The 19,469-nt window shown below is 60.3% G+C and carries 28 protein-coding genes; 27 read left to right on the top strand and 1 reads right to left on the bottom strand.

What is annotated here, in order from left to right:
- Nucleotides 1–23 precede the first annotated feature (23 nt).
- Both AC1RLZ_RS01955 and AC1RLZ_RS01960 read left to right on the top strand, forming a co-directional pair.
- The gene (locus tag AC1RLZ_RS01955; protein ID WP_493187268.1) at nucleotides 24–2,078 is read left to right on the top strand and encodes an FAD-dependent oxidoreductase; all 2,055 of its coding nucleotides are present in this window, start codon (nucleotides 24–26) and stop codon (nucleotides 2,076–2,078) included.
- 125 nt (nucleotides 2,079–2,203) lie between these two features.
- A complete protein-coding gene (locus AC1RLZ_RS01960; protein WP_493187269.1) occupies nucleotides 2,204–4,234 on the top strand; it encodes an ABC transporter ATP-binding protein in 2,031 nt (676 codons plus the stop codon).
- 25 nt (nucleotides 4,235–4,259) lie between these two features.
- On the opposite strand, the gene AC1RLZ_RS01965 is transcribed toward AC1RLZ_RS01960, so the two are convergent.
- Nucleotides 4,260–4,856: a TetR/AcrR family transcriptional regulator gene (locus tag AC1RLZ_RS01965; protein ID WP_493187270.1), complete on the bottom strand. Its 597-nt coding sequence runs from the start codon at nucleotides 4,854–4,856 to the stop codon at nucleotides 4,260–4,262.
- Nucleotides 4,857–4,967: 111 nt separating this feature from the next.
- On the opposite strand from AC1RLZ_RS01965, the gene AC1RLZ_RS01970 reads away from it, so the two are divergent.
- The 25 genes from AC1RLZ_RS01970 (at nucleotide 4,968) to rpmD (ending at nucleotide 19,441) form a co-directional block, all read left to right on the top strand.
- Nucleotides 4,968–5,366 (top strand): RidA family protein, encoded by a 399-nt coding sequence (locus AC1RLZ_RS01970; RefSeq protein WP_371420234.1) that lies wholly within the window; start codon nucleotides 4,968–4,970, stop codon nucleotides 5,364–5,366.
- A gap of 731 nt (nucleotides 5,367–6,097) precedes the next feature.
- Complete coding sequence (rpsL, locus tag AC1RLZ_RS01975) at nucleotides 6,098–6,469, top strand: 30S ribosomal protein S12 (RefSeq protein WP_068731626.1); 372 nt, start codon at nucleotides 6,098–6,100, stop codon at nucleotides 6,467–6,469.
- Between the two features lie 15 nt (nucleotides 6,470–6,484).
- Entirely contained in the window at nucleotides 6,485–6,955 is a 471-nt protein-coding gene (rpsG, locus tag AC1RLZ_RS01980) for a 30S ribosomal protein S7 (protein ID WP_092152014.1), read from the top strand.
- Between the two features lie 31 nt (nucleotides 6,956–6,986).
- On the top strand, nucleotides 6,987–9,059 hold the full coding sequence (fusA, locus tag AC1RLZ_RS01985) for an elongation factor G (protein WP_493187271.1): 2,073 nt from the start codon (nucleotides 6,987–6,989) through the stop codon (nucleotides 9,057–9,059).
- A gap of 39 nt (nucleotides 9,060–9,098) precedes the next feature.
- A complete protein-coding gene (gene tuf / locus AC1RLZ_RS01990) occupies nucleotides 9,099–10,289 on the top strand; it encodes an elongation factor Tu (RefSeq protein WP_184517871.1) in 1,191 nt (396 codons plus the stop codon).
- Between the two features lie 84 nt (nucleotides 10,290–10,373).
- On the top strand, nucleotides 10,374–10,682 hold the full coding sequence (gene rpsJ, locus AC1RLZ_RS01995) for a 30S ribosomal protein S10 (protein WP_013166261.1): 309 nt from the start codon (nucleotides 10,374–10,376) through the stop codon (nucleotides 10,680–10,682).
- A gap of 51 nt (nucleotides 10,683–10,733) precedes the next feature.
- Nucleotides 10,734–11,459, top strand: a complete 726-nt coding sequence (rplC, locus tag AC1RLZ_RS02000; RefSeq protein ID WP_493187272.1) for a 50S ribosomal protein L3 — start codon at nucleotides 10,734–10,736, stop codon at nucleotides 11,457–11,459.
- Nucleotide 11,460: 1 nt separating this feature from the next.
- Nucleotides 11,461–12,081 (top strand): 50S ribosomal protein L4, encoded by a 621-nt coding sequence (gene rplD / locus AC1RLZ_RS02005; protein WP_120291944.1) that lies wholly within the window; start codon nucleotides 11,461–11,463, stop codon nucleotides 12,079–12,081.
- Nucleotides 12,078–12,377 carry a 50S ribosomal protein L23 gene (locus AC1RLZ_RS02010; RefSeq protein WP_068731492.1) on the top strand — a complete coding sequence of 100 codons (300 nt, stop codon included), beginning with the start codon at nucleotides 12,078–12,080 and terminating at the stop codon, nucleotides 12,375–12,377. The genes rplD and AC1RLZ_RS02010 overlap by 4 nt, the downstream gene beginning before the upstream one ends.
- Nucleotides 12,378–12,389: 12 nt before the next feature.
- A complete protein-coding gene (gene rplB / locus AC1RLZ_RS02015; protein WP_493187273.1) occupies nucleotides 12,390–13,223 on the top strand; it encodes a 50S ribosomal protein L2 in 834 nt (277 codons plus the stop codon).
- Nucleotides 13,224–13,235: 12 nt separating this feature from the next.
- Nucleotides 13,236–13,514 (top strand): 30S ribosomal protein S19, encoded by a 279-nt coding sequence (gene rpsS / locus AC1RLZ_RS02020; protein WP_089268170.1) that lies wholly within the window; start codon nucleotides 13,236–13,238, stop codon nucleotides 13,512–13,514.
- Nucleotides 13,515–13,524: 10 nt separating this feature from the next.
- On the top strand, nucleotides 13,525–13,911 hold the full coding sequence (rplV, locus tag AC1RLZ_RS02025) for a 50S ribosomal protein L22 (RefSeq protein ID WP_068731486.1): 387 nt from the start codon (nucleotides 13,525–13,527) through the stop codon (nucleotides 13,909–13,911).
- 19 nt (nucleotides 13,912–13,930) lie between these two features.
- Nucleotides 13,931–14,629, top strand: coding sequence for a 30S ribosomal protein S3 (gene rpsC / locus AC1RLZ_RS02030; protein WP_068731624.1), 699 nt, complete (start codon nucleotides 13,931–13,933; stop codon nucleotides 14,627–14,629).
- A gap of 32 nt (nucleotides 14,630–14,661) precedes the next feature.
- Nucleotides 14,662–15,075 carry a 50S ribosomal protein L16 gene (gene rplP, locus AC1RLZ_RS02035; protein WP_089268171.1) on the top strand — a complete coding sequence of 138 codons (414 nt, stop codon included), beginning with the start codon at nucleotides 14,662–14,664 and terminating at the stop codon, nucleotides 15,073–15,075.
- A 4-nt stretch (nucleotides 15,076–15,079) separates the two neighbouring features.
- Nucleotides 15,080–15,289: a 50S ribosomal protein L29 gene (rpmC, locus tag AC1RLZ_RS02040; protein ID WP_371424910.1), complete on the top strand. Its 210-nt coding sequence runs from the start codon at nucleotides 15,080–15,082 to the stop codon at nucleotides 15,287–15,289.
- A 10-nt stretch (nucleotides 15,290–15,299) separates the two neighbouring features.
- Nucleotides 15,300–15,548 (top strand): 30S ribosomal protein S17, encoded by a 249-nt coding sequence (rpsQ, locus tag AC1RLZ_RS02045; RefSeq protein ID WP_089268173.1) that lies wholly within the window; start codon nucleotides 15,300–15,302, stop codon nucleotides 15,546–15,548.
- Nucleotides 15,549–15,589: 41 nt separating this feature from the next.
- On the top strand, nucleotides 15,590–15,958 hold the full coding sequence (gene rplN / locus AC1RLZ_RS02050; protein WP_068731479.1) for a 50S ribosomal protein L14: 369 nt from the start codon (nucleotides 15,590–15,592) through the stop codon (nucleotides 15,956–15,958).
- On the top strand, nucleotides 15,958–16,272 hold the full coding sequence (rplX, locus tag AC1RLZ_RS02055; RefSeq protein ID WP_068731477.1) for a 50S ribosomal protein L24: 315 nt from the start codon (nucleotides 15,958–15,960) through the stop codon (nucleotides 16,270–16,272). The genes rplN and rplX overlap by 1 nt, the downstream gene beginning before the upstream one ends.
- Entirely contained in the window at nucleotides 16,265–16,825 is a 561-nt protein-coding gene (gene rplE, locus AC1RLZ_RS02060) for a 50S ribosomal protein L5 (RefSeq protein ID WP_371424911.1), read from the top strand. Before rplX ends, rplE begins: the two co-directional genes overlap by 8 nt.
- 43 nt (nucleotides 16,826–16,868) lie before the next feature.
- A complete protein-coding gene (rpsN, locus tag AC1RLZ_RS02065; RefSeq protein WP_089268175.1) occupies nucleotides 16,869–17,174 on the top strand; it encodes a 30S ribosomal protein S14 in 306 nt (101 codons plus the stop codon).
- Nucleotides 17,175–17,186: 12 nt separating this feature from the next.
- Entirely contained in the window at nucleotides 17,187–17,585 is a 399-nt protein-coding gene (gene rpsH, locus AC1RLZ_RS02070) for a 30S ribosomal protein S8 (protein WP_089268176.1), read from the top strand.
- 13 nt (nucleotides 17,586–17,598) lie between these two features.
- A complete protein-coding gene (gene rplF / locus AC1RLZ_RS02075; protein ID WP_089268177.1) occupies nucleotides 17,599–18,132 on the top strand; it encodes a 50S ribosomal protein L6 in 534 nt (177 codons plus the stop codon).
- 11 nt (nucleotides 18,133–18,143) lie between these two features.
- The gene (gene rplR / locus AC1RLZ_RS02080; RefSeq protein ID WP_068731467.1) at nucleotides 18,144–18,506 is read left to right on the top strand and encodes a 50S ribosomal protein L18; all 363 of its coding nucleotides are present in this window, start codon (nucleotides 18,144–18,146) and stop codon (nucleotides 18,504–18,506) included.
- Between the two features lie 87 nt (nucleotides 18,507–18,593).
- A complete protein-coding gene (gene rpsE / locus AC1RLZ_RS02085; protein WP_068731465.1) occupies nucleotides 18,594–19,166 on the top strand; it encodes a 30S ribosomal protein S5 in 573 nt (190 codons plus the stop codon).
- An 80-nt stretch (nucleotides 19,167–19,246) separates the two neighbouring features.
- Entirely contained in the window at nucleotides 19,247–19,441 is a 195-nt protein-coding gene (rpmD, locus tag AC1RLZ_RS02090) for a 50S ribosomal protein L30 (RefSeq protein ID WP_068731463.1), read from the top strand.
- The last annotated feature ends 28 nt before the right edge of the window (nucleotides 19,442–19,469 follow it).

The raw sequence follows: 19,469 nt of genomic DNA on the forward strand, positions 1-19,469 counted from the left end.
AATACGACGCGTGAAAGAACCCTATGCTTGATCTTGCAATTGTTGGCGGTGGTCCGGGCGGCCTGATGAGCGCTTGGTATCTCAAGAAGAAGCTCGGCGATCTCTGCCGGGTCACCATCTACGAAGCGTCCGACCGCGTCGGTGGCAAGATTCTCACGCGCAAGTTCGATACCGCGCCAGCCATGTACGAAGCTGGCGTCGCTGAAATCTACGATTACTCCATGACCGGGCCGGATCCGCTGCGCGAGCTGATCCAGCATTTCGGCCTGCAGACCATCCCGATGGATGCCGAGCAGGTGCAGCTGGATGGTGAACTGATCAATGACGTGCCGGGCATGCGCAAGAAATACGGCGCCAAAACCGCGGCTGCGATCGAAGCCTTCCGCAAGAAGTGCGCGAGCATGGTGTCGCCGATCGAATATTACGAGGGCGTCGGCTCGCACGACAACGAACACCCCTGGGCATGGGTGAATGCCGAGGAGCTGCTCGACAAGGAAGTCAGCGATCCCACGGCCAAGCGTTTCCTCAAGGTGATGGCGCGCTCCGATATCGCGACCGAAACGCACAATACCAACGGTCTCAATGCGCTGAAGAATTTCGTGATGGATGTCGATGGCTATATCGGCCTGTATTCGATCCAGAACGGCAACGAGCAACTGATCTCCTGCCTGCAGTCGGAAGTCGATGCCGATATCCGGCTGAATCACCGTGTGCTCAAGGTCGGCAAGACCGAGCAGGGCCGCTATCAGCTCGACATGATGAACGGCAAGGGGCCGGATACCCGCGATTTCGATCTCGTGGTGATGTGCCTGCCGCATTCATGGTTGGCGACCATGCGTTGGGACGGCGAGCAGCTGCGCAAGTCGATGGTCAAGCACGTCGCTTACTTCGACCGCCCGGCGCACTATCTGCGCATTTCGCTGCTGTTCGACACGCCGTTCTGGGGCGATCAGATTCCCGGCGCCTGGTTCATGTCGGAAGCCTTCGGCGGCTGCTGCGTCTATAACGAAGGCGCGCGCCACGATGTCGGCAAGCACGGCGTGCTGAACTGGCTGGTCCCAGGTTCCGACGCGCTGGCTTTTGCGAATCTCTCCGATGATGAGTTGATCGATGCCGCGCTCAAGTCGTTGCCGGCATCGTTCGGCGATGCGCGCGCACATCTGCTGGAAGGCAAGATTCATCGCTGGCTGTCGTCGGTCAACGCGATCCCCGGCGGCATGCCGGTGCGCGATGTCATGACCAATCACCGGCCGGAACCGAAGGATCATCCGGGCCTCGTCGTGGTCGGCGATTACCTGTTCGACTCCACGCTCAACGGTCTGCTCGACTCCTCGGATGCTGCGACCGACATCATCCTTACCGAGATGATGCGCCTGCGCCGCGCGCAGGGTCAGAATGGCACGACGATCTCCGACAAGATCGACCGCGACTATTTCCAGAACTATCGCGGCGTCGGTCCCTACAGCGAGGTCTGGAGCCAGTTCACCGATCCCGCCTATCTGATGAATCTCATCAAGATCGTCTGGGGCCGCGCCAAGGGCTACAAGCTGCTGGTGGCGGGCTCGGCGAGTGGCGAGTTGGTGGGGGCGCTGCGTGCCAAGGGCATCGACGCCTGGGGGGTCGAGAACAACAAGGCAGTCCACGCCAAGACGCCAAAGGCGCTGCAGAAATTCAACAAGCTTGGCTCGATCACCGATCTGCCGTTCAAGGCCGGGCAGTTCGATTTCGTGTTCGAGACCAGCCTGTGCCATGTCAGCGACAAGCAGGTGGTGACGGCCGTGCAGGAGCTCAACCGCGTGGTGAAGACCGGTCTCGTCTTCGGCTCCGTCACGTCAGACATGGCGCCGGCGGTGATCGATCGCTACGACCTGCTGCGCGGCGTCAAGAAACTCGGCACCTGGTGGGAATGGTCGGAACTGTTCTTTGGCAACGGCTTCGACCTGTCGATGCATCGCCGTGACTGCACCGAGGCCGTATGGGAAGCCACATTGGCCGCCGGCAAGGGACCGGGCCACTGGTATGCCGACGCGGACAGCCTCCGCTATTCGTTCTTCGACAAGGTCGATGCCGAGGATTGATCCTCGGCGCCGGCCTCTGGTTGCTTTGCCGAGAACGTTCTGATCGCATAGGATCATTGCCGTGGCTGTCCGGGCCGCTTCATTGATTCTTGCGGTCGAAGGACCGTGCAGCAACGGTTCGTTCCATGGCGTCGAAGCCACCTCCCAAGCCTCCGTCCGACGACAAGACCGCAGCCGATCCGGCCACGCCGCTCGACGACAAGTTTGCGCTCCCGGTTGGCGCTGCTGCCGCTTCGGTTCCCAGCACGAAACCGCCGGCTGTCGAGAAGGCAGCAAAAGCCAAACCCGTCGTCGATGATGACGACGAGGATGAAGATGACGACGAGCTCGATGACGATGACGAGGAACTCGTCGTCTTCACCGCGCGCGAGGCCGCTGGCGCATTCGGAACGGTCTATCGGTTCACGCGGCCATTGCTCGGCAAGTACCGCAAGCTGATTGGCTTCGTTGGCTTCGGCGTTGTGGTTGAAACGCTGTTCAACGTCATCATGCCGCTCAGCCTCAAATATCTGATCGACGATGCGCTCGGCGAGGAAGACTTCGACGCGCTGTTCAAGATCCTGTCGGTGCTGGCCGTTGCCGGCGTTGTCACGTCGATCATTGCGATCTGGTATGAGCGCTGGGACGCCAAACTGGCAGCCTCGATCGTCACGGACGTCCGCTCGCGTCTGTTCGATCACGTCCAGGATCTGCCGTCGGCCTATTTTGCCCGCACCAAGCGCGGCGAAATCCTGTCCCGCTTCTCGATCGATCTGTCGTCTTTCGAGACGGCCATCAAGAGTTTCGCCAACAGCGCATTATTGCCGTTCCTCGAACTGATCGCCGGCATTGTGCTGATGCTGTACCTGAACTGGCAGCTCGCCGCGGTCGCGCTGCTGGTGTTCCCGATCACGCTGATCGGTCCGCGCATCCTGACGCCGAAGGCCGTGCAGGCCAATTACGACCAGAAGCTCAGCGAAGCGTCCGTGCTCGGCATGGTGCAGGAAAACATCGCGGCACAGGCGGTGATCAAGGCCTTCAGCCTGCAGCGCCGCACCATGGGCTGGTTCCGGCTGCGCAACAACGAGACGCGCGACAGGATCGCGGCGGCGACCTTCCTGTCGACCATGGTCGAGCGGTCGGTCACCGTCTCGGTGTTGCTGCTGCATTTGGTGGTCCTGGCGATCGGCGCCTATCTCGCCACCAAGGGGCAGATCACCGTCGGCACCTTCGTCACCTTCGAAAGTGCATTCTGGGAGGTGTCCTACAACATCGCCCATGTGATGCACTTCATCCCGGTGTCGATCCAGGCGGCTGCCGCTGTGCGGCACATGGAAGAGATGCTCGACGAGCCCACCCGGGGCGCCGACAAGCCCGGCTCACCGGAGCTGCCGCGCATCGTCAACGACATCACTTTCGATCGGGTCTCGTTCCAGTACGAGAATAGCCAGCAGCGGGTGCTCGACAATCTCAGCCTCAAGATCAATGTCGGCAAGACCGTGGCCATTGTCGGCCCGTCCGGCTCCGGCAAGAGCACGTTGCTGAATCTGATCCTGCGGCTCTACGTGCCGGACGAGGGCAGGGTAACCATTGACGGTGTCGATATCCGCAAGATCACGCGCGAATCCCTGCGCAGCCATATGGCCGTGGTGTTCCAGGAAAACATGCTGTTCAACATGTCGATCCGCGAGAATATCCGGCTCGGCAAGGAAGGCGCGACCGACGAAGAAGTTGAGCAAGCCGCGCGAAAGGCCGAGATTCATCGCTACATCATGAGCCTGCCGGACAAATATGACACTCAGGTCGGCGAGCGCGGCGATACGCTATCCGGCGGCCAGCGCCAGCGTGTTGCGATCGCGCGGGCCATCGTCCGCAATCCGTCGGTGCTCCTGCTGGATGAGGCGACATCCGCCCTCGACCAGACGACCGAGGCAGCGCTCAACAAGACGCTGTTCAAACTCGCCAAGGGGCGCACCTTGATTTCGTCGACCCACCGGCTGGCCGCCGTCGTGGATATGGACGAAATCATCGTTATCAATGGCGGCAGGATGATTGAGCGCGGCTCGCACAAGGAGCTGCTGGCGCTGAATGGCACTTATCGCCAGCTCTGGGACGACCAGCGGCACAGGTCATCTGCCAGCGACGATGATGATGACGAGGATGACGACGACGAGTGAGCGCCTGTGAAGATGCGCGAGGCGGTTACGCCTCCGCTCGCAGCAAGCCCGCTGCAAGTTGCCGGAAGGCCTCGACGGCTTTCTCAAGGACCGCGTGAGGGTCGTCAGCCGCAGCGATCCAGAGTGCGGCGTTCAGCGCTGCCCCGTTGATCAGACGCGCCGCCGCCTCGGCATCGACAGGCTTGACCGTTCCGTCGTCGATCAGCCGCTGGATCGCCTGCGTCGTGGTGCGCAGACAAGCCGTCTGGTTTGGCCATTGCGAGGGATCGCCGAGTACGGCAGGGCCGTCCAGCAGCATGATCCGCTGGATCTCCGGCTCGAGGGACATTTCGATATAGGCCACGCCTTCGTTGAGAAACCTGTCCCAGGCGGTGTCAGCCTGACCATGGGCAGCGCGCATGCGGGCCAGCATCTCCGCGTCGATCTGGTCGATGACCGCCTGTAGCAACCCCTTCTTGTCGCCGAAGTTATGATAGAGCGCGCCGCGCGTCAGGCCGGCCTCGGCGGTCAGATCGTCCATGGACGCAGCCGCATAGCCTTTGGCGGCGAAAGCCGTCCGGGCGGCCCGGATGAGCCTGGCCCGGGTTTCCTCCACCATATCCGCCCGCCGTCTCGCGACCATCGTCATCCCTCTGCAAGAAACATACGCACCGTATGCATATTGACATACGACGCGTATGTCCGGTTATATTCACATACGGGACGTATATAATCTTTGAGCAGGACTGACACCATGACCAAACGCGACGCGATTTTTCCGGCCGGCCGCCAGGCGCTCTATGAGATCAACCGCTATTCCGCGGCAATCCGCTCGGGCGACCTCTTGTTCGTCTCCGGGCAGGTCGGTAGCCGGGAAGACGGCTCGCCGGAACCGGTTTTCGAGAAACAGGTCCAGTTGGCCTTCGATAACCTCGCCGCAGTGCTGAAGGCCGCCGGCTGCACCTTCGATGACGTGGTTGACGTGACCACCTTCCACACCGACCCGGCCACGCAGTTCGCGGCGGTCAACGCCGTTCGGACGGCCGTGATAGGCGAGGCGCCTTACCCGAACTGGACTGCGGTCGGGGTCAACTGGCTGGCGGGCTTCGATTTCGAGATCAAGGTCATTGCGCGCCTTCCGGCTTCGGCCTGACAGGTCCGCATGGCCGCGGCGAGGGCGGCTCCGCTCCATGACAAGCGGCCAGGTAACATTTGCTGCCGGGGCGATTCTCCGGAGTTGTGCCGATTCGGGACGGGATTCGGTTCGCAAGCGATGCCGGCCGGGGAGGGAGACGCAAAATCTTCGCAACCCAGACGATTCTCTTTCATCAAACTGCAACGAATCCGAGTCGCAGATTCTGTCGTGGATGACGTGTCGGGCGTCCAAATCACGTATGTTCTGTCATCATCCACATGCTAGAAGATGCAGTGCGAGAAGCGTTTCTTTCATCGCGCTTTATTGTTGACTTGGGTATCCCCTGCGGATACAACCCGGCCATTCAACGACAGGCGGTGAGCTTCGCCAGTGTCGGAACGGACCACCCAATCGGCTTTTCGGAGTTGATCGGGCACCAACCTCGACCAAGAAGCTCAGACGCTGTCGCTATATCAAGGCAATGCCAAAACGACGTTTGTCTCCTGAGAGACTTCTCTCTTGAGATTAAGTTCGAATGCATGACCTCGGTGCAGATCTGAAGACGCAAGTCTGACGGTCATGATCGCGGTCCTCTGTGGCGTTAAGCGCTTTCCGTTCAGCAATGAATGGTTGGCGTGATTTCGTTTTGCGTGAAGCTTTTCATGTGATGCGAACCGTGGGGCAGGTTGCTCCGAGTGATTTTGAGGAAGCCGTTACGGCTTCGAGCGAACTAAAGGGTGAAGGCTGACATGCCGACGATCAACCAGCTGATCGCTACTCCGCGCGCAATTCAGAAGTCGCGCAAGAAGGTTCCTGCGCTGCAGCAGTCGCCGCAGAAGCGCGGCGTTTGCACGCGCGTCTACACGACGACTCCGAAGAAGCCGAACTCGGCGCTTCGTAAGGTTGCCAAGGTGCGTCTGACCAATGGCTTCGAAGTCATCGGTTACATTCCGGGTGAAGGCCATAACCTTCAGGAGCACTCCGTGGTCATGATCCGCGGCGGTCGCGTCAAGGATTTGCCCGGCGTGCGTTACCACATCCTCCGCGGCGTGCTGGATACCCAGGGCGTCAAGAACCGTAAGCAGCGTCGTTCGAAGTACGGCGCGAAGCGTCCGAAGTAAGCCGGGGTCTGATCGATGTCTCGTCGCCATTCAGCTGAAAAGCGTGAAGTTAATCCGGATCCGAAGTTCGGAAACATCATCGTCACCAAGTTCATGAATTCGATCATGTATGACGGCAAGAAGTCTGCCGCCGAAACCATCGTTTACGGTGCTTTCGAAATGATCGAAGCGAAGACCAAGCAGGGTCCTCTCGGCGTGTTCGAGCAGGCTCTGGAAAATGTGATGCCGACGATCGAAGTTCGTTCGCGTCGCGTCGGTGGCGCCACCTACCAGGTGCCTGTTGAAGTCCGCAGCATTCGGCGCCAGGCGCTGGGCATTCGCTGGCTGATCACCGCTGCGCGCGCTCGCAACGAGAAGACCATGACCGAGCGTCTCTCGGCTGAGTTGCTCGATGCGTCGAACAACCGTGGTAACGCCGTGAAGAAGCGGGAAGACGTGCACAAGATGGCGGAAGCCAACCGCGCATTCTCGCACTATCGCTGGTAACGGCGAAACTCCGGAATTTAAGGAACATCCCATGCCTCGCGTACATGCCATTGAGGACTACCGTAATTTCGGTATCATGGCGCATATCGATGCCGGTAAGACGACAACGACCGAGCGCATCCTGTATTACACCGGCAAGAGCCACAAAATCGGCGAAGTGCACGAAGGTGCCGCGACGATGGATTGGATGGAGCAGGAGCAGGAGCGTGGCATCACCATCACGTCCGCTGCCACCACTGCATTCTGGAACGGCAAGCGCCTGAACATCATCGACACCCCCGGCCACGTCGACTTCACGATTGAAGTCGAGCGTTCGCTGCGCGTGCTCGACGGCGCCGTGTGCGTTCTCGACTCCAACCAGGGCGTCGAGCCGCAGACCGAAACCGTCTGGCGCCAGGGCGACAAGTACAGGGTTCCGCGGATCGTTTTCGCGAACAAGATGGATAAGACCGGCGCTGACTTCTACAAGTGCCTGCAGGACATCATCGACCGTCTCGGCGCGAAGCCCGTTGCGATCCAGCTGCCGATCGGCTCGGAGAACGACTTCGTTGGCATGATCGATCTCGTGATCATGAAGGCCTATGTCTGGAACAACGAGGCGCTCGGCGCGAAGTACGAAACCGTCGACATTCCGGCTGACTTGCTCGACAAGGCCAAGGAATATCGCGAGAAGCTGCTTGAAGCCGCCGTCGAGCTCGACGACGAGGCGATGACTGCCTACCTCGACGGCACCGAGCCGAGCGAGGAAGTCCTCAAGAAGCTCATCCGTAAGGCCGTGCTGACTGGCGCGTTCTATCCGGTTCTCTGCGGCTCGGCCTTCAAGAACAAGGGCGTGCAGCCTTTGCTCGACGCCGTCGTTGATTATCTCCCGTCGCCGGTCGACGTGCCTGCCATCAAGGGCACCGACGAAGACGGCAACGAGGTCATCCGCAAGGCGGACGACAAGGAGCCGCTGGCTCTGCTCGCATTCAAGATCATGGACGATCCGTTCGTCGGTACCATCACCTTCTGCCGCATCTATTCGGGTGTTCTGCAGAGCGGCACCGGTGTCGTGAACTCGACCCGTGAGAAGAAAGAACGTATCGGCCGCATGCTGCTGATGCATGCGAACAACCGCGAAGACATCAAGGAAGCCTATGCCGGCGACATCGTCGCTCTGGCTGGCCTCAAGGAAGCCCGCACCGGTGACACGCTTTGCGATCCGGACAAGCAGGTCATTCTCGAGCGCATGGAATTCCCGGAGCCGGTGATCGAAATCGCGATCGAGCCGAAGTCCAAGGCCGACCAGGAAAAGCTGGGCGTCGCTCTGGCGAAGCTCGCTGCGGAAGATCCGTCGTTCCGCGTCTCGACCGACCATGAGTCCGGCCAGACCATCCTCAAGGGCATGGGCGAACTCCATCTCGACATCAAGGTCGACATTCTGCGCCGTACCTACAAGGTCGACGCGAACATCGGCGCACCGCAGGTGGCGTTCCGTGAAAAGATCACGAAGCGCGCTGAAGTCGACTACACCCATAAGAAGCAGACCGGTGGTACCGGCCAGTTCGCCCGCGTCAAGTTCGTGGTCGAGCCGGGCGAGCCAGGTTCGGGCTTCGTGTTCGAGTCCAAGATCGTCGGTGGTGCTGTTCCGAAGGAATACATCCCGGGCGTCGAAAAGGGTCTCAACAGCGTCATGACCTCGGGCGTGGTCGCGGGCTTCCCCGTGGTCGACGTTCACGTGCAGCTGGTTGACGGCGCCTATCACGACGTCGACTCGTCGGCACTGGCCTTCGAAATTGCTTCGCGCGCGGCACTCCGCGACGCGCTGCAGAAGGGCAAGTCCGTTCTGCTCGAGCCGATCATGAAGGTCGAATGCGTGACCCCGGAAGATTACACCGGTTCGGTCATCGGCGACTTGAACTCGCGGCGCGGTCAGATCCAGGGGCAGGACATGCGCGGCAACGCCAACGTCATCAATGCGATGGTGCCGCTCATGAACATGTTCGGTTACGTGAACACGCTGCGCTCGATGAGCCAGGGTCGTGCAACGTTCTCGATGTCATTCGATCACTACGCGGAAGCGCCGGCCAACGTGTCGGCAGAAGTCCAGAAGAAGTTTGCCTGATTGTCGTTAGCGACAGTTGACGACTAAACGGAGAGAGTCATGGCCAAAGCAAAATTTGAACGTAACAAGCCGCACTGCAATATTGGTACGATCGGTCACGTCGACCACGGCAAGACGTCGCTGACGGCGGCGATCACGAAGGTGCTGGCAGAGACGGGCGGTGCCACGTTCACCGCTTACGACCAGATCGACAAGGCGCCGGAAGAGAAGGCCCGCGGCATCACGATTTCGACCGCGCATGTCGAATACGAGACCGCCAACCGCCACTACGCCCACGTCGACTGCCCGGGCCACGCCGACTATGTGAAGAACATGATCACCGGCGCCGCGCAGATGGACGGTGGCATCCTGGTGGTGTCGGCCGCCGACGGCCCGATGCCGCAGACCCGCGAACACATCCTGCTCGCCCGCCAGGTCGGCGTGCCGGCGCTGGTCGTGTTCCTGAACAAGTGCGACATGGTCGACGATCCGGAACTGCTCGAACTGGTCGAGATGGAAGTGCGCGAGCTGCTCTCGAAGTACGACTTCCCGGGCGATGACATTCCGATCATCAAGGGTTCGGCGCTGGCCGCTCTCGAAAACTCGGACCAGAAGCTCGGCCACGACGCCATTCTCGAACTGATGAAGAACGTCGACAGCTACATCCCGCAGCCGGAGCGTCCGGTTGACCAGCCGTTCCTGATGCCGGTGGAAGACGTGTTCTCGATCTCGGGCCGTGGTACGGTCGTGACCGGCCGCGTCGAGCGCGGCATCGTCAAGGTCGGCGAGGAAATCGAAATCGTCGGTATCCGCGCCACGCAGAAGACGATCTGCACCGGCGTTGAAATGTTCCGCAAGCTGCTCGATCAGGGCCAGGCCGGCGACAATATCGGCGCGCTGCTGCGCGGCACCAAGCGTGAAGACGTCGAGCGCGGCCAGGTGCTGTGCAAGCCGGGTTCGGTGAAGCCGCACACCAAGTTCAAGGCCGAGGCCTATATTCTGACCAAGGAAGAGGGTGGCCGTCACACGCCGTTCTTTACCAACTACCGTCCGCAGTTCTACTTCCGCACCACCGACGTGACCGGTGTGGTTCATCTGCCGGAAGGCACCGAAATGGTGATGCCGGGCGACAACATCGCCATGGAAGTGCACCTGATCGTGCCGATCGCCATGGAAGAGAAGCTGCGCTTCGCCATCCGTGAAGGCGGCCGCACCGTTGGTGCAGGCGTCGTCGCAAGCATCATCGAGTAAGAGGCGAATAGCGAATAGGGAGTGGCGAATGGAGTTCATTCGCTACTCGCCACTCACCACTCGCATTCAGAGAAAGACACGGCAATGAACGGCCAGAATATCCGCATTCGTCTCAAGGCGTTCGACCATCGTATCCTCGATGCATCGACCCGTGAGATCGTGAGCACCGCGAAGCGCACGGGTGCACAGGTCCGTGGACCCATCCCGCTGCCGACACGCATCGAGAAGTTCACGGTCAACCGTTCGCCGCACGTCGACAAGAAGAGCCGCGAGCAGTTCGAGATGCGCACTCATAAGCGTCTTCTCGATATCGTCGATCCGACCCCGCAGACAGTCGATGCTTTGATGAAGCTCGACCTGGCCGCCGGTGTCGACGTCGAGATCAAGCTCTAAGTATTTAGGTCCCGTCCGGTCAAACGGACAGAAAGAACAGGAAGCACGCCGATGCGCTCCGGAGTGATCGCACAAAAGGTCGGGATGACCCGGGTCTTCACAGACGCCGGTGAACATATCCCTGTGACCGTGCTCAAGCTGGGTAACTGCCAGGTGGTTGGCCACCTCACCAGCGAGAAGAACGGTTACGTCGCGCTGCAGCTCGGATCGGGCTCGCGCAAGACCGTGTATTTGCCCAAGGCTGAACGCGGCCAGTTCGCGGTTGCCAAGGTTGAACCCAAGCGGAAGGTCGCGGAATTCCGCGTGTCGGAAGACGCGCTGATCCCGGTCGGCGCCGAAATCCAGGCAGACCACTTCGTGGTTGGCCAGTTCGTCGATGTCACCGGCACCTCGGTCGGTAAGGGCTTCGCCGGCGGTATGAAGCGCTGGAATTTCGGCGGTCTTCGCGCCACGCACGGTGTGTCGGTTTCGCATCGTTCGATCGGTTCGACCGGTGGTCGTCAGGATCCCGGCAAGACCTTCAAGAACAAGAAGATGCCCGGTCACATGGGTGTCGATCGTATCACCACGCTCAACCTGCGCGTCGTGCAGCTTGATGTCGAGCGCGGCCTGATCCTCGTCGAAGGCGCCGTTCCCGGCTCCAAGGGCGGCTGGATTTCGGTTCGCGATGCGGTGAAGAAAGCCCTGCCAAAGGACGCGCCGAAGCCCGGCAAGTACAAGCTGGCAGGAGAGGGTGCGGCCGTTGAAGCACCTGCCGCCGAGCAGGAAGGAGCGTGAGATGAAACTGAACGTCACCACGCTTGAGGGCAAGGACGCCGGCTCGATCGAGCTGTCGGATGCCATTTTCGGTCTCGATCCGCGCGCCGACATCATCCAGCGTTGCGTCAACTGGCAGCTCGCAAAGCGCCAGTCGGGCAACCACAAGGCCAAGGGGCGCGCCGAAATCTGGCGCACCGGCAAGAAGATGTACAAGCAGAAGGGCACCGGCGGTGCTCGTCACGGTTCGGCTCGCGTTCCGCAGTTCCGCGGCGGTGGTCGTGCCTTCGGTCCGGTCGTTCGCTCCCATGCGTTCGATCTGCCGAAGAAGGTCCGTGCACTCGCGCTGAAGCATGCTCTGTCGGCGAAGGCCAAGGACGGCGGCTTGATCGTGATCGAGAACGCCAACCTGGAAGCCGCCAAGACCAAGGCTCTGCTCGGTCATTTCTCGGGTCTCGGCCTGACCAATGCGCTGATCATCGATGGCGCCGAGGTTCATGTCGGTTTCGCTCAGGCGGCCCGCAACATTCCGAACATCGACGTGCTGCCGATCCAGGGCATCAACGTTTATGACATTCTGCGTCGTCAGAAGCTGGTTCTGACCAAGGCGGCGCTTGATGCGTTGGAGGCGCGCTTCAAATGAAGAACATCGACCCGCGCCATTACGACGTGATCGTCGCCCCTGTGGTGACGGAAAAGGCCACTGTCGCTTCTGAATTCAACAAGGTTGTTTTCAAGGTCGACGGCAAGGCCACCAAGCCGCAGATCAAGGAAGCCGTCGAAAAGCTGTTCGACGTCAAGGTAAAGAGCGTGAACACGCTGGTTCGCAAGGGCAAGACGAAGATCTTCCGTGGCAACCTCGGTTCACAGTCGAACGTCAAGCGTGCGATCGTGACCCTCGAAGAGGGCCACCGCATCGACGTCACGACCGGACTGTAAGGGCGATCAACGATGGCACTTAAGACATTCAACCCAACGACACCCGGCCAGCGTCAGCTGGTCATGGTGGATCGTTCCGCGCTGTACAAGGGCAAGCCTGTCAAGGCTCTGACCGAAGGCAAGCATTCGGCTGGCGGTCGTAACAACACCGGTCGCATCACGGTGCGCTTCCGTGGCGGTGGCCACAAGAAGTCCTATCGTATCGTCGACTTCAAGCGTTCCAAGGTCGACGTTCCGGCCGTGGTCGAGCGTCTGGAATACGATCCGAACCGCACCGCGTTCATCGCGCTGATCAAGTATACCGATGGCGAGCAGGCTTATATCCTGGCGCCGCAGCGTCTGGCCGTCGGCGACACCGTCGTCGCCGGCAACTATGTCGACGTGAAGCCGGGCAATGTCATGCCGCTCGGCAACATGCCGATCGGCACGATCATCCACAACGTCGAGATGAAGATCGGGAAGGGCGGCCAGATCGCTCGTTCCGCTGGCACCTACGCCCAGCTCGTCGGTCGTGACCATGATTACGTGATCATCCGTCTGAACTCGGGCGAACAGCGCCTGGTTCACGGTCGTTGCACCGCCACCATCGGCGCTGTGTCGAACCCGGATCACATGAACATCTCGATCGGCAAGGCCGGTCGTACCCGCTGGCTCGGCTGGCGTCCGCATAACCGCGGCGTCGTCATGAACCCGATCGACCATCCGCACGGTGGTGGTGAAGGTCGTACCTCGGGTGGTCGTCACCCGGTTACGCCCTGGGGCAAGCCGACCAAGGGCAAGAAGACCCGGTCGAACAAGTCGACCAACAAGTTCATTCTCATCAGCCGCCACAAGCGGAAGAAGTAAGGATCGCCGGACATGGTTCGTTCAGTCTGGAAAGGCCCGTTCGTCGAGGGTTCGCTGCTCAAGAAGGCAGATGCCGCTCGCTCGTCTGGTCGTCATGATGTGATCAAGATCTGGAGCCGTCGCTCCACGATCCTGCCGCAGTTCGTGGGTCTCACCTTCGGCGTTTACAACGGCCAGAAGCATGTACCTGTCGCTGTGAACGAGGAAATGGTTGGTCACAAGTTCGGCGAGTTCTCGCCGACCCGTACCTTCCATGGCCACGCCGGCGACAAGAAAGCCAAGAAGGGCTGAGGACTAAGTCATGAGCAAGCCAAAGCGCGAACGGAGCCTCCCGGATAACGAGGCCAAGGCGATCGCCCGCATGTTGCGCGTGAGCCCGCAGAAGCTGAACCTGGTTGCGCAGATGATCCGCGGCCGCAAGGCCTCGGCTGCACTCGCCGACCTGCAGTTCTCGCGCAAGCGGATCGCGGTCGACGTGAAGAAGTGCCTGGAATCGGCTATTGCCAACGCCGAGAACAACCATGACCTCGACGTTGACGCGCTGATCGTCTCCGAGGCGCATGTCGGCAAGGGCATCGTGATGAAGCGTTTCAGTCCGCGCGGCCGTGGCCGTTCGGGCCGTATCTTTAAACCGTTTGCGCAGCTGACGATCGTCGTTCGTCAGGTCGAAGCAGAAGCAGCAGCGTAAGCAGGCGCAGGAGAATAAGATGGGTCAGAAGATCAATCCAATCGGTCTGCGCCTTGGCATCAACCGTACGTGGGATTCACGTTGGTATGCCGGCAAGAACGAATACGGCAAGTTGCTGCACGAAGACGTCAAGATCCGCGAGATCCTGCACAAGGAACTCAAGCAGGCTGCCGTCGCCAAGATCATCATCGAGCGCCCGCACAAGAAGTGCCGCGTGACCATTCAGTCGGCTCGTCCGGGTGTTGTCATCGGCAAGAAGGGCGCTGACATCGACAAGCTTCGCAAGAAGGTTGCCGACATCACCTCTTCGGACGTGGTGATCAACATCGTCGAAATCCGCAAGCCGGAGCTCGATGCGACCCTGGTCGCCGAGTCGATCGCACAGCAGCTCGAGCGCCGCGTTGCGTTCCGCCGTGCGATGAAGCGGGCAGTGCAGTCGGCAATGCGTCTCGGCGCCGAAGGCATTCGTATCAACTGCTCGGGTCGTCTGGGCGGTGCGGAAATCGCGCGTATGGAATGGTATCGCGAAGGTCGCGTGCCGCTGCACACGCTGCGTGCGGATATCGATTACGGCGTGGCCACCGCGTTCACGACGTTCGGCACCTGCGGCGTCAAGGTCTGGATCTTCAAGGGCGAAATCCTTGAGCACGATCCGATGGCTCAGGACAAGCGCATGGCCGAGGGTGACAATTCCCGGCCGCGTCGCGACGCTGCTTGAGCGTTTAATTAGAAGGTTTGAGGGCGTAAGCCATGATGCAACCAAAGAAGACCAAGTTCCGGAAGGCGCATAAGGGCCGGATCCACGGCGTTGCGACTTCGGGCGCCACGTTGGCTTTCGGTCAGTTCGGCCTGAAGGCAATGGCGCCGGAGCGTCTGACCGCGCGTCAGATCGAAGCTGCCCGTCGCGCGCTGACCCGCCACATGAAGCGTGCCGGCCGCGTCTGGATCCGCGTATTCCCGGATCTTCCGGTTTCGAAGAAGCCCGCCGAAGTCCGAATGGGCTCCGGTAAGGGTACCCCGGAACTTTGGGTTGCGCGCGTCAAGCCAGGCCGTGTGATCTTCGAGATCGACGGTGTCACCACGCAGATTGCCAAGGAAGCGATGACCCTCGCTGCCGCCAAGCTGCCGATCAAGACGCGTTTCGTTACGCGCATTGCGGAGTAGAGCCATGGCCGAAATGAAAACCAGCGATGTCCGCGCAATGAGCCCCGATCAGATGGACGACGCCGTCCTCAATCTGAAGAAGGAGCGCTTCAACCTGCGCTTCCAGCGCGCCACCGGGCAGCTGGAAAACACCTCTCGCCTTCGTGAGGCGCGTCGTGATATTGCACGAATCAAGACCATCGCCGCGCAGAAGCGCGACGGTAAGTCGAAGTAAGGGGCCGAACATGCCGAAACGTACTCTGCAGGGCGTGGTCGTCAGCGACAAGCAAGCCAAGACGGTTGTTGTTCGCGTTGACCGTCGCTTTACGCACCCGATCTACAAGAAGACCATTCGCCGTTCGAAAAACTACCATGCCCACGACGAGAACAACGAGTTCAAGCCGGGCGACATGGTGTGGATCGAAGAGAGCAAGCCGATGTCGAAGCTGAAGCACTGGACGGTTGTCCGGGGCGAACAGAAGAAGACTGCCTAAAAATCGCGCATTAGCGCATAAACAGAGGACGAGGTGCATCAATGATTCAGATGCAGACCAACCTCGACGTGGCCGATAATTCAGGCGCACGCCGTGTCATGTGCATTAAGGTGATTGGTGGATCCAAGCGCCGTTATGCATCCGTTGGCGACGTAATTGTCGTGTCGATCAAGGAAGCCATCCCACGCGGGAAGGTGAAGAAGGGCGACGTCATGAAGGCGGTCGTCGTGCGCGTCCGCAAGGACATTCGCCGCCCGGATGGCTCTGTCATCCGCTTCGATCGCAACGCTGCCGTGCTGATCAACAATCAGTCCGAGCCGATCGGTACCCGTATCTTCGGGCCGGTGCCTCGTGAGCTGCGTGCCAAGAACCACATGAAGATCATTTCGCTTGCGCCGGAGGTGCTGTAATGGCTGCCAAAATTCGCAAGGGTGACAAGGTCATCGTGCTGAACGGCCGCGACAAGGGCCGTACCGGCGAAGTGTTCGAAGTGCGCCCGACCGAGGGCAAGGCGCTGGTTCGCGGCGTCAACCTGGTCAAGCGTCACCAGAAGCAGACCCAGGCACAGGAAGGCGGCATCATCTCGAAAGAGGCGCCGATCCAACTGTCCAACATCGCGATCGTCGGCAAGGACGGCAAGCCGACCCGCGTTGGTTTCAAGATCCAGGCTGACGGCACCAAGGTGCGCATCGCCAAGCGTTCGGGAGCAGAGATCGATGTCTGAGTCCGTCTACATTCCGCGCCTGCGCGTCGAATACGACAAGTCCATTCGTGCCAAGCTGACTGAACAGTTCGGCTACGAAAACGTCATGCAGGTTCCGCGCCTCGACAAGATCGTCCTGAACATGGGCGTTGGCGAAGCTGTGAACGACCGCAAGAAGGCCGAAACCGCTGCCGGCGACCTGTCGCTGATCGCTGGTCAGAAGGCTATCGTGACCTATTCGCGCGTTGCTATCGCGACCTTCAAGCTGCGTGAAAACCAGCCGATCGGCGCCAAGGTGACGTTGCGCAAGGCCAAGATGTACGAGTTCATCGATCGTCTGGTGAACGTCGCTCTGCCGCGCGTGCGAGATTTCCGTGGCCTGAACGCCAAGAGCTTCGACGGCCGTGGCAACTATTCGCTCGGTCTCAAGGAGCACATCATTTTCCCGGAAATCGATTTCGATAAAGCCGGGGACACGCCGCTGGGCATGGACATCACGGTGTGCACCACTGCGCGCACCGACGACGAGGCCCGCGCTTTGTTGACCGCCTTCAATTTCCCGTTCCGGCAGTGAGTAGCTGAAAAGCTTCTCAAACGCGGTAACCCAGGAGCCAAGCATGGCAAAGAAGAGTTCGATCGAGAAGAACAACCGTCGGAAGAAGATGTCCGCGAACGCTGCGCCGAAGCGCGCGCGTCTCAAGGCCATCATCGCCGACAAGACCAAGCCGATGGAAGAGCGGTTCGCCGCAACGCTGAAGCTCGCCGAGCTTCCGCGCAATTCATCACCCGTTCGGATCATGAACCGTTGCGAAATCACCGGTCGTCCGCATTCGGTCTATCGTATCAACAAGCTCAGCCGTATCGCGCTGCGTGAACTCGGCTCGAAGGGCCTGGTTCCCGGGCTCGTGAAGTCCAGCTGGTAAGGGGGGCGGAACATGTCGACCCACGATCCAATCAGCGATCTCATCACCCGTATCCGCAATGCGCAGATGCGTACCAAGTCCAAGGTTTCGACCCCGGGCTCCAAGATGCGCGCGAACGTGCTCGAAGTGCTGAAGAACGAAGGCTACATCCGTGGCTTCGCCAGCGTCGAGCATTCGTCGGGCCGTTCGGAACTCGAGATCGAACTCAAGTATTTCGATGGCGAACCGGTCATCCGCGAAATCGAGCGTGTTTCGAAGCCAGGACGTCGCGTGTACGTCTCGGTGAAGAACCTGCCGCGCGTGAAGAACGGCCTCGGTATCTCCGTTTTGTCGACGCCCAAGGGAATTATGGCCGACCACGACGCGCGCGACGCGAATGTGGGCGGCGAAGTTCTCTTCACGGTGTTCTGAGGAAGGATCAGTCATGTCACGAGTTGGCAAGAAGCCAGTGGCGGTGACCGCGGGAGTTACCGCGTCCGTCGAAGGCCAGACCGTCAAGATGAAGGGTCCCAAGGGCGCTCTTCAGTTCGTCGTGCACGACGACGTGGTGGTGAAGATGGAAGAGGGCGCAATCAAGGTTGCTCCTCGCGTCGAAACCAATCGCGCCCGTGCACTGTACGGTACCGCTCGCGCGCAGATCGCGAATCTGCTCGAAGGCGTTACCAAGGGTTTCGAGAAGAAGCTCGAGATCACCGGCGTCGGTTATCGTGCGGCCCTGCAGGGCAAGAACTTGCAGCTGGCGCTCGGTTACAGCCACGATGTCGTCTACGCGATCCCGGAAGGCATCACCATCACGGTGCCGAAGCCGACCGAGATCAACGTCGCCGGCAACGACTCGCAGCGCGTCGGTCAGGTAGCCGCGGAGATCCGCAGCTATCGTCCGCCGGAGCCCTATAAGGGCAAGGGCGTACGTTATTCCGACGAGTTTATCTTCCGCAAGGAAGGCAAGAAGAAGTAACGGAGCCGGTCATGTCGAAACTCAAGATTACGAATGCCCGGCGCAAGCAACGCGTGCGGCTCTCGCTCCGTCGGACTGCCAATGGCCGTCCGCGTCTGTCGATCTTCCGCTCGTCGAAGCACATCTACGCGCAGGTCATCGACGACCTGAAGGGCGAGACGCTCGCTTCGGCGTCGTCGCTGGAGAAGGCGATGCGCGAAACCGGCAAGACCGGTGCGGACGTCGATGCGGCGCAGGCTGTCGGCAAGTTGCTGGCAGAGCGCGCAGTGAAGAATGGCGTCAAGGAAGTGGTGTTCGACCGTGGTCAGTATCTGTACCACGGCCGCGTCAAGGCGCTGGCAGATGCAGCTCGCGAAGGCGGGCTCAGCTTCTAAGCGATTTCACTTTCGTTGATTTGCAGATTGCAGATTTGAACGGACACAGGGTTAGAAGCGAAAGCTTCGCAAGGATTGGAAAACACCATGGCAGGTGAACGCGAACGCGGCGGACGCGACCGGGGCCCCCGGGAAGAGCGTGATAGTGAGTTCGTCGACAAGCTCGTCCACATCAATCGTGTGGCGAAGGTCGTCAAGGGCGGTAAGCGCTTCGGCTTTGCAGCTCTGGTCGTCATTGGCGATCAGAAGGGCAGGGTCGGATTTGGTCACGGTAAGGCCCGTGAAGTTCCGGAAGCAATCCGCAAGGCAACCGAGTCGGCCAAGCGCAACCTGACGCGCGTCGCTCTGCGCGAAGGTCGCACGCTGCATCACGACATCGCTGGCCGTCATGGCGCGGGTCGCGTGTATCTGCGTGCTGCTCCGGCTGGTACCGGCATCATCGCCGGCGGTCCGATGCGCGCTGTGTTCGAAACGCTGGGCATCCAGGACGTGGTGGCCAAGTCGATCGGTTCATCGAATCCCTACAACATGGTTCGCGCCACTTTTGACGCGCTGAAGCATCAGGATTCGCCGCGTTCGGTTGCTGCTCGCCGCAATATCAAGGTTTCCACTCTGCAGTCGCGCCGCGTTGGCGGTGACGCCGAGCTGGTTGCCGAATAACAGGCATGATCCGGAGAAGTGGACCTCCACTTTTCTGATAAAGATCATGCCCTCTAAAAAGACTTTTTGGAGTTATCACGATGGCCAAGGCCGCAAAGATGATCAAGGTCGAGCAGGTCGCCAGCGCAATTCGCCGGCACCACTCGCAGCGTTCCACGCTGATCGGCCTCAAGCTCAACAAGATCGGTCGCGTCAGCGAATTGCAGGACACTCCTGAAGTTCGCGGCATGATCACCAAGGTGCAGCACCTCGTCCGCGTGGTCGAGGATAAGTAAGTTCACGTCGTCTCACTGCGGCCGCCAG

Source organism: Tardiphaga sp. GW822-FHT04G09 (assembly GCF_058800725.1).

Bases quoted from the DNA above. Each gene is read 5' to 3' on its own strand.
- rpsG (WP_092152014.1), top strand. From the start codon at position 6,485: ATGTCTCGTCGCCATTCAGCTGAAAAGCGTGAAGTTAATCCGGATCCG.
- rpsQ (WP_089268173.1), top strand. From the start codon at position 15,300: ATGCCGAAACGTACTCTGCAGGGCGTGGTCGTCAGCGACAAGCAAGCC.
- rpsE (WP_068731465.1), top strand. From the start codon at position 18,594: ATGGCAGGTGAACGCGAACGCGGCGGACGCGACCGGGGCCCCCGGGAA.
- rplR (WP_068731467.1), top strand. From the start codon at position 18,144: ATGTCGAAACTCAAGATTACGAATGCCCGGCGCAAGCAACGCGTGCGG.
- tuf (WP_184517871.1), top strand. From the start codon at position 9,099: ATGGCCAAAGCAAAATTTGAACGTAACAAGCCGCACTGCAATATTGGT.
- AC1RLZ_RS02010 (WP_068731492.1), top strand. From the start codon at position 12,078: ATGAAGAACATCGACCCGCGCCATTACGACGTGATCGTCGCCCCTGTG.
- rplP (WP_089268171.1), top strand. From the start codon at position 14,662: ATGATGCAACCAAAGAAGACCAAGTTCCGGAAGGCGCATAAGGGCCGG.
- rplN (WP_068731479.1), top strand. From the start codon at position 15,590: ATGATTCAGATGCAGACCAACCTCGACGTGGCCGATAATTCAGGCGCA.
- rplE (WP_371424911.1), top strand. From the start codon at position 16,265: ATGTCTGAGTCCGTCTACATTCCGCGCCTGCGCGTCGAATACGACAAG.
- rplV (WP_068731486.1), top strand. From the start codon at position 13,525: ATGAGCAAGCCAAAGCGCGAACGGAGCCTCCCGGATAACGAGGCCAAG.
- rpsH (WP_089268176.1), top strand. From the start codon at position 17,187: ATGTCGACCCACGATCCAATCAGCGATCTCATCACCCGTATCCGCAAT.
- AC1RLZ_RS01970 (WP_371420234.1), top strand. From the start codon at position 4,968: ATGACCAAACGCGACGCGATTTTTCCGGCCGGCCGCCAGGCGCTCTAT.
- rpmD (WP_068731463.1), top strand. From the start codon at position 19,247: ATGGCCAAGGCCGCAAAGATGATCAAGGTCGAGCAGGTCGCCAGCGCA.
- AC1RLZ_RS01955 (WP_493187268.1), top strand. From the start codon at position 24: ATGCTTGATCTTGCAATTGTTGGCGGTGGTCCGGGCGGCCTGATGAGC.
- rpsN (WP_089268175.1), top strand. From the start codon at position 16,869: ATGGCAAAGAAGAGTTCGATCGAGAAGAACAACCGTCGGAAGAAGATG.
- AC1RLZ_RS01965 (WP_493187270.1), bottom strand. From the start codon at position 4,856: ATGGTCGCGAGACGGCGGGCGGATATGGTGGAGGAAACCCGGGCCAGG.
- rpsL (WP_068731626.1), top strand. From the start codon at position 6,098: ATGCCGACGATCAACCAGCTGATCGCTACTCCGCGCGCAATTCAGAAG.
- rplC (WP_493187272.1), top strand. From the start codon at position 10,734: ATGCGCTCCGGAGTGATCGCACAAAAGGTCGGGATGACCCGGGTCTTC.
- rplD (WP_120291944.1), top strand. From the start codon at position 11,461: ATGAAACTGAACGTCACCACGCTTGAGGGCAAGGACGCCGGCTCGATC.
- rpsS (WP_089268170.1), top strand. From the start codon at position 13,236: ATGGTTCGTTCAGTCTGGAAAGGCCCGTTCGTCGAGGGTTCGCTGCTC.
- rpmC (WP_371424910.1), top strand. From the start codon at position 15,080: ATGGCCGAAATGAAAACCAGCGATGTCCGCGCAATGAGCCCCGATCAG.
- rplF (WP_089268177.1), top strand. From the start codon at position 17,599: ATGTCACGAGTTGGCAAGAAGCCAGTGGCGGTGACCGCGGGAGTTACC.
- rpsJ (WP_013166261.1), top strand. From the start codon at position 10,374: ATGAACGGCCAGAATATCCGCATTCGTCTCAAGGCGTTCGACCATCGT.
- rpsC (WP_068731624.1), top strand. From the start codon at position 13,931: ATGGGTCAGAAGATCAATCCAATCGGTCTGCGCCTTGGCATCAACCGT.
- rplX (WP_068731477.1), top strand. From the start codon at position 15,958: ATGGCTGCCAAAATTCGCAAGGGTGACAAGGTCATCGTGCTGAACGGC.
- rplB (WP_493187273.1), top strand. From the start codon at position 12,390: ATGGCACTTAAGACATTCAACCCAACGACACCCGGCCAGCGTCAGCTG.
- AC1RLZ_RS01960 (WP_493187269.1), top strand. From the start codon at position 2,204: ATGGCGTCGAAGCCACCTCCCAAGCCTCCGTCCGACGACAAGACCGCA.
- fusA (WP_493187271.1), top strand. From the start codon at position 6,987: ATGCCTCGCGTACATGCCATTGAGGACTACCGTAATTTCGGTATCATG.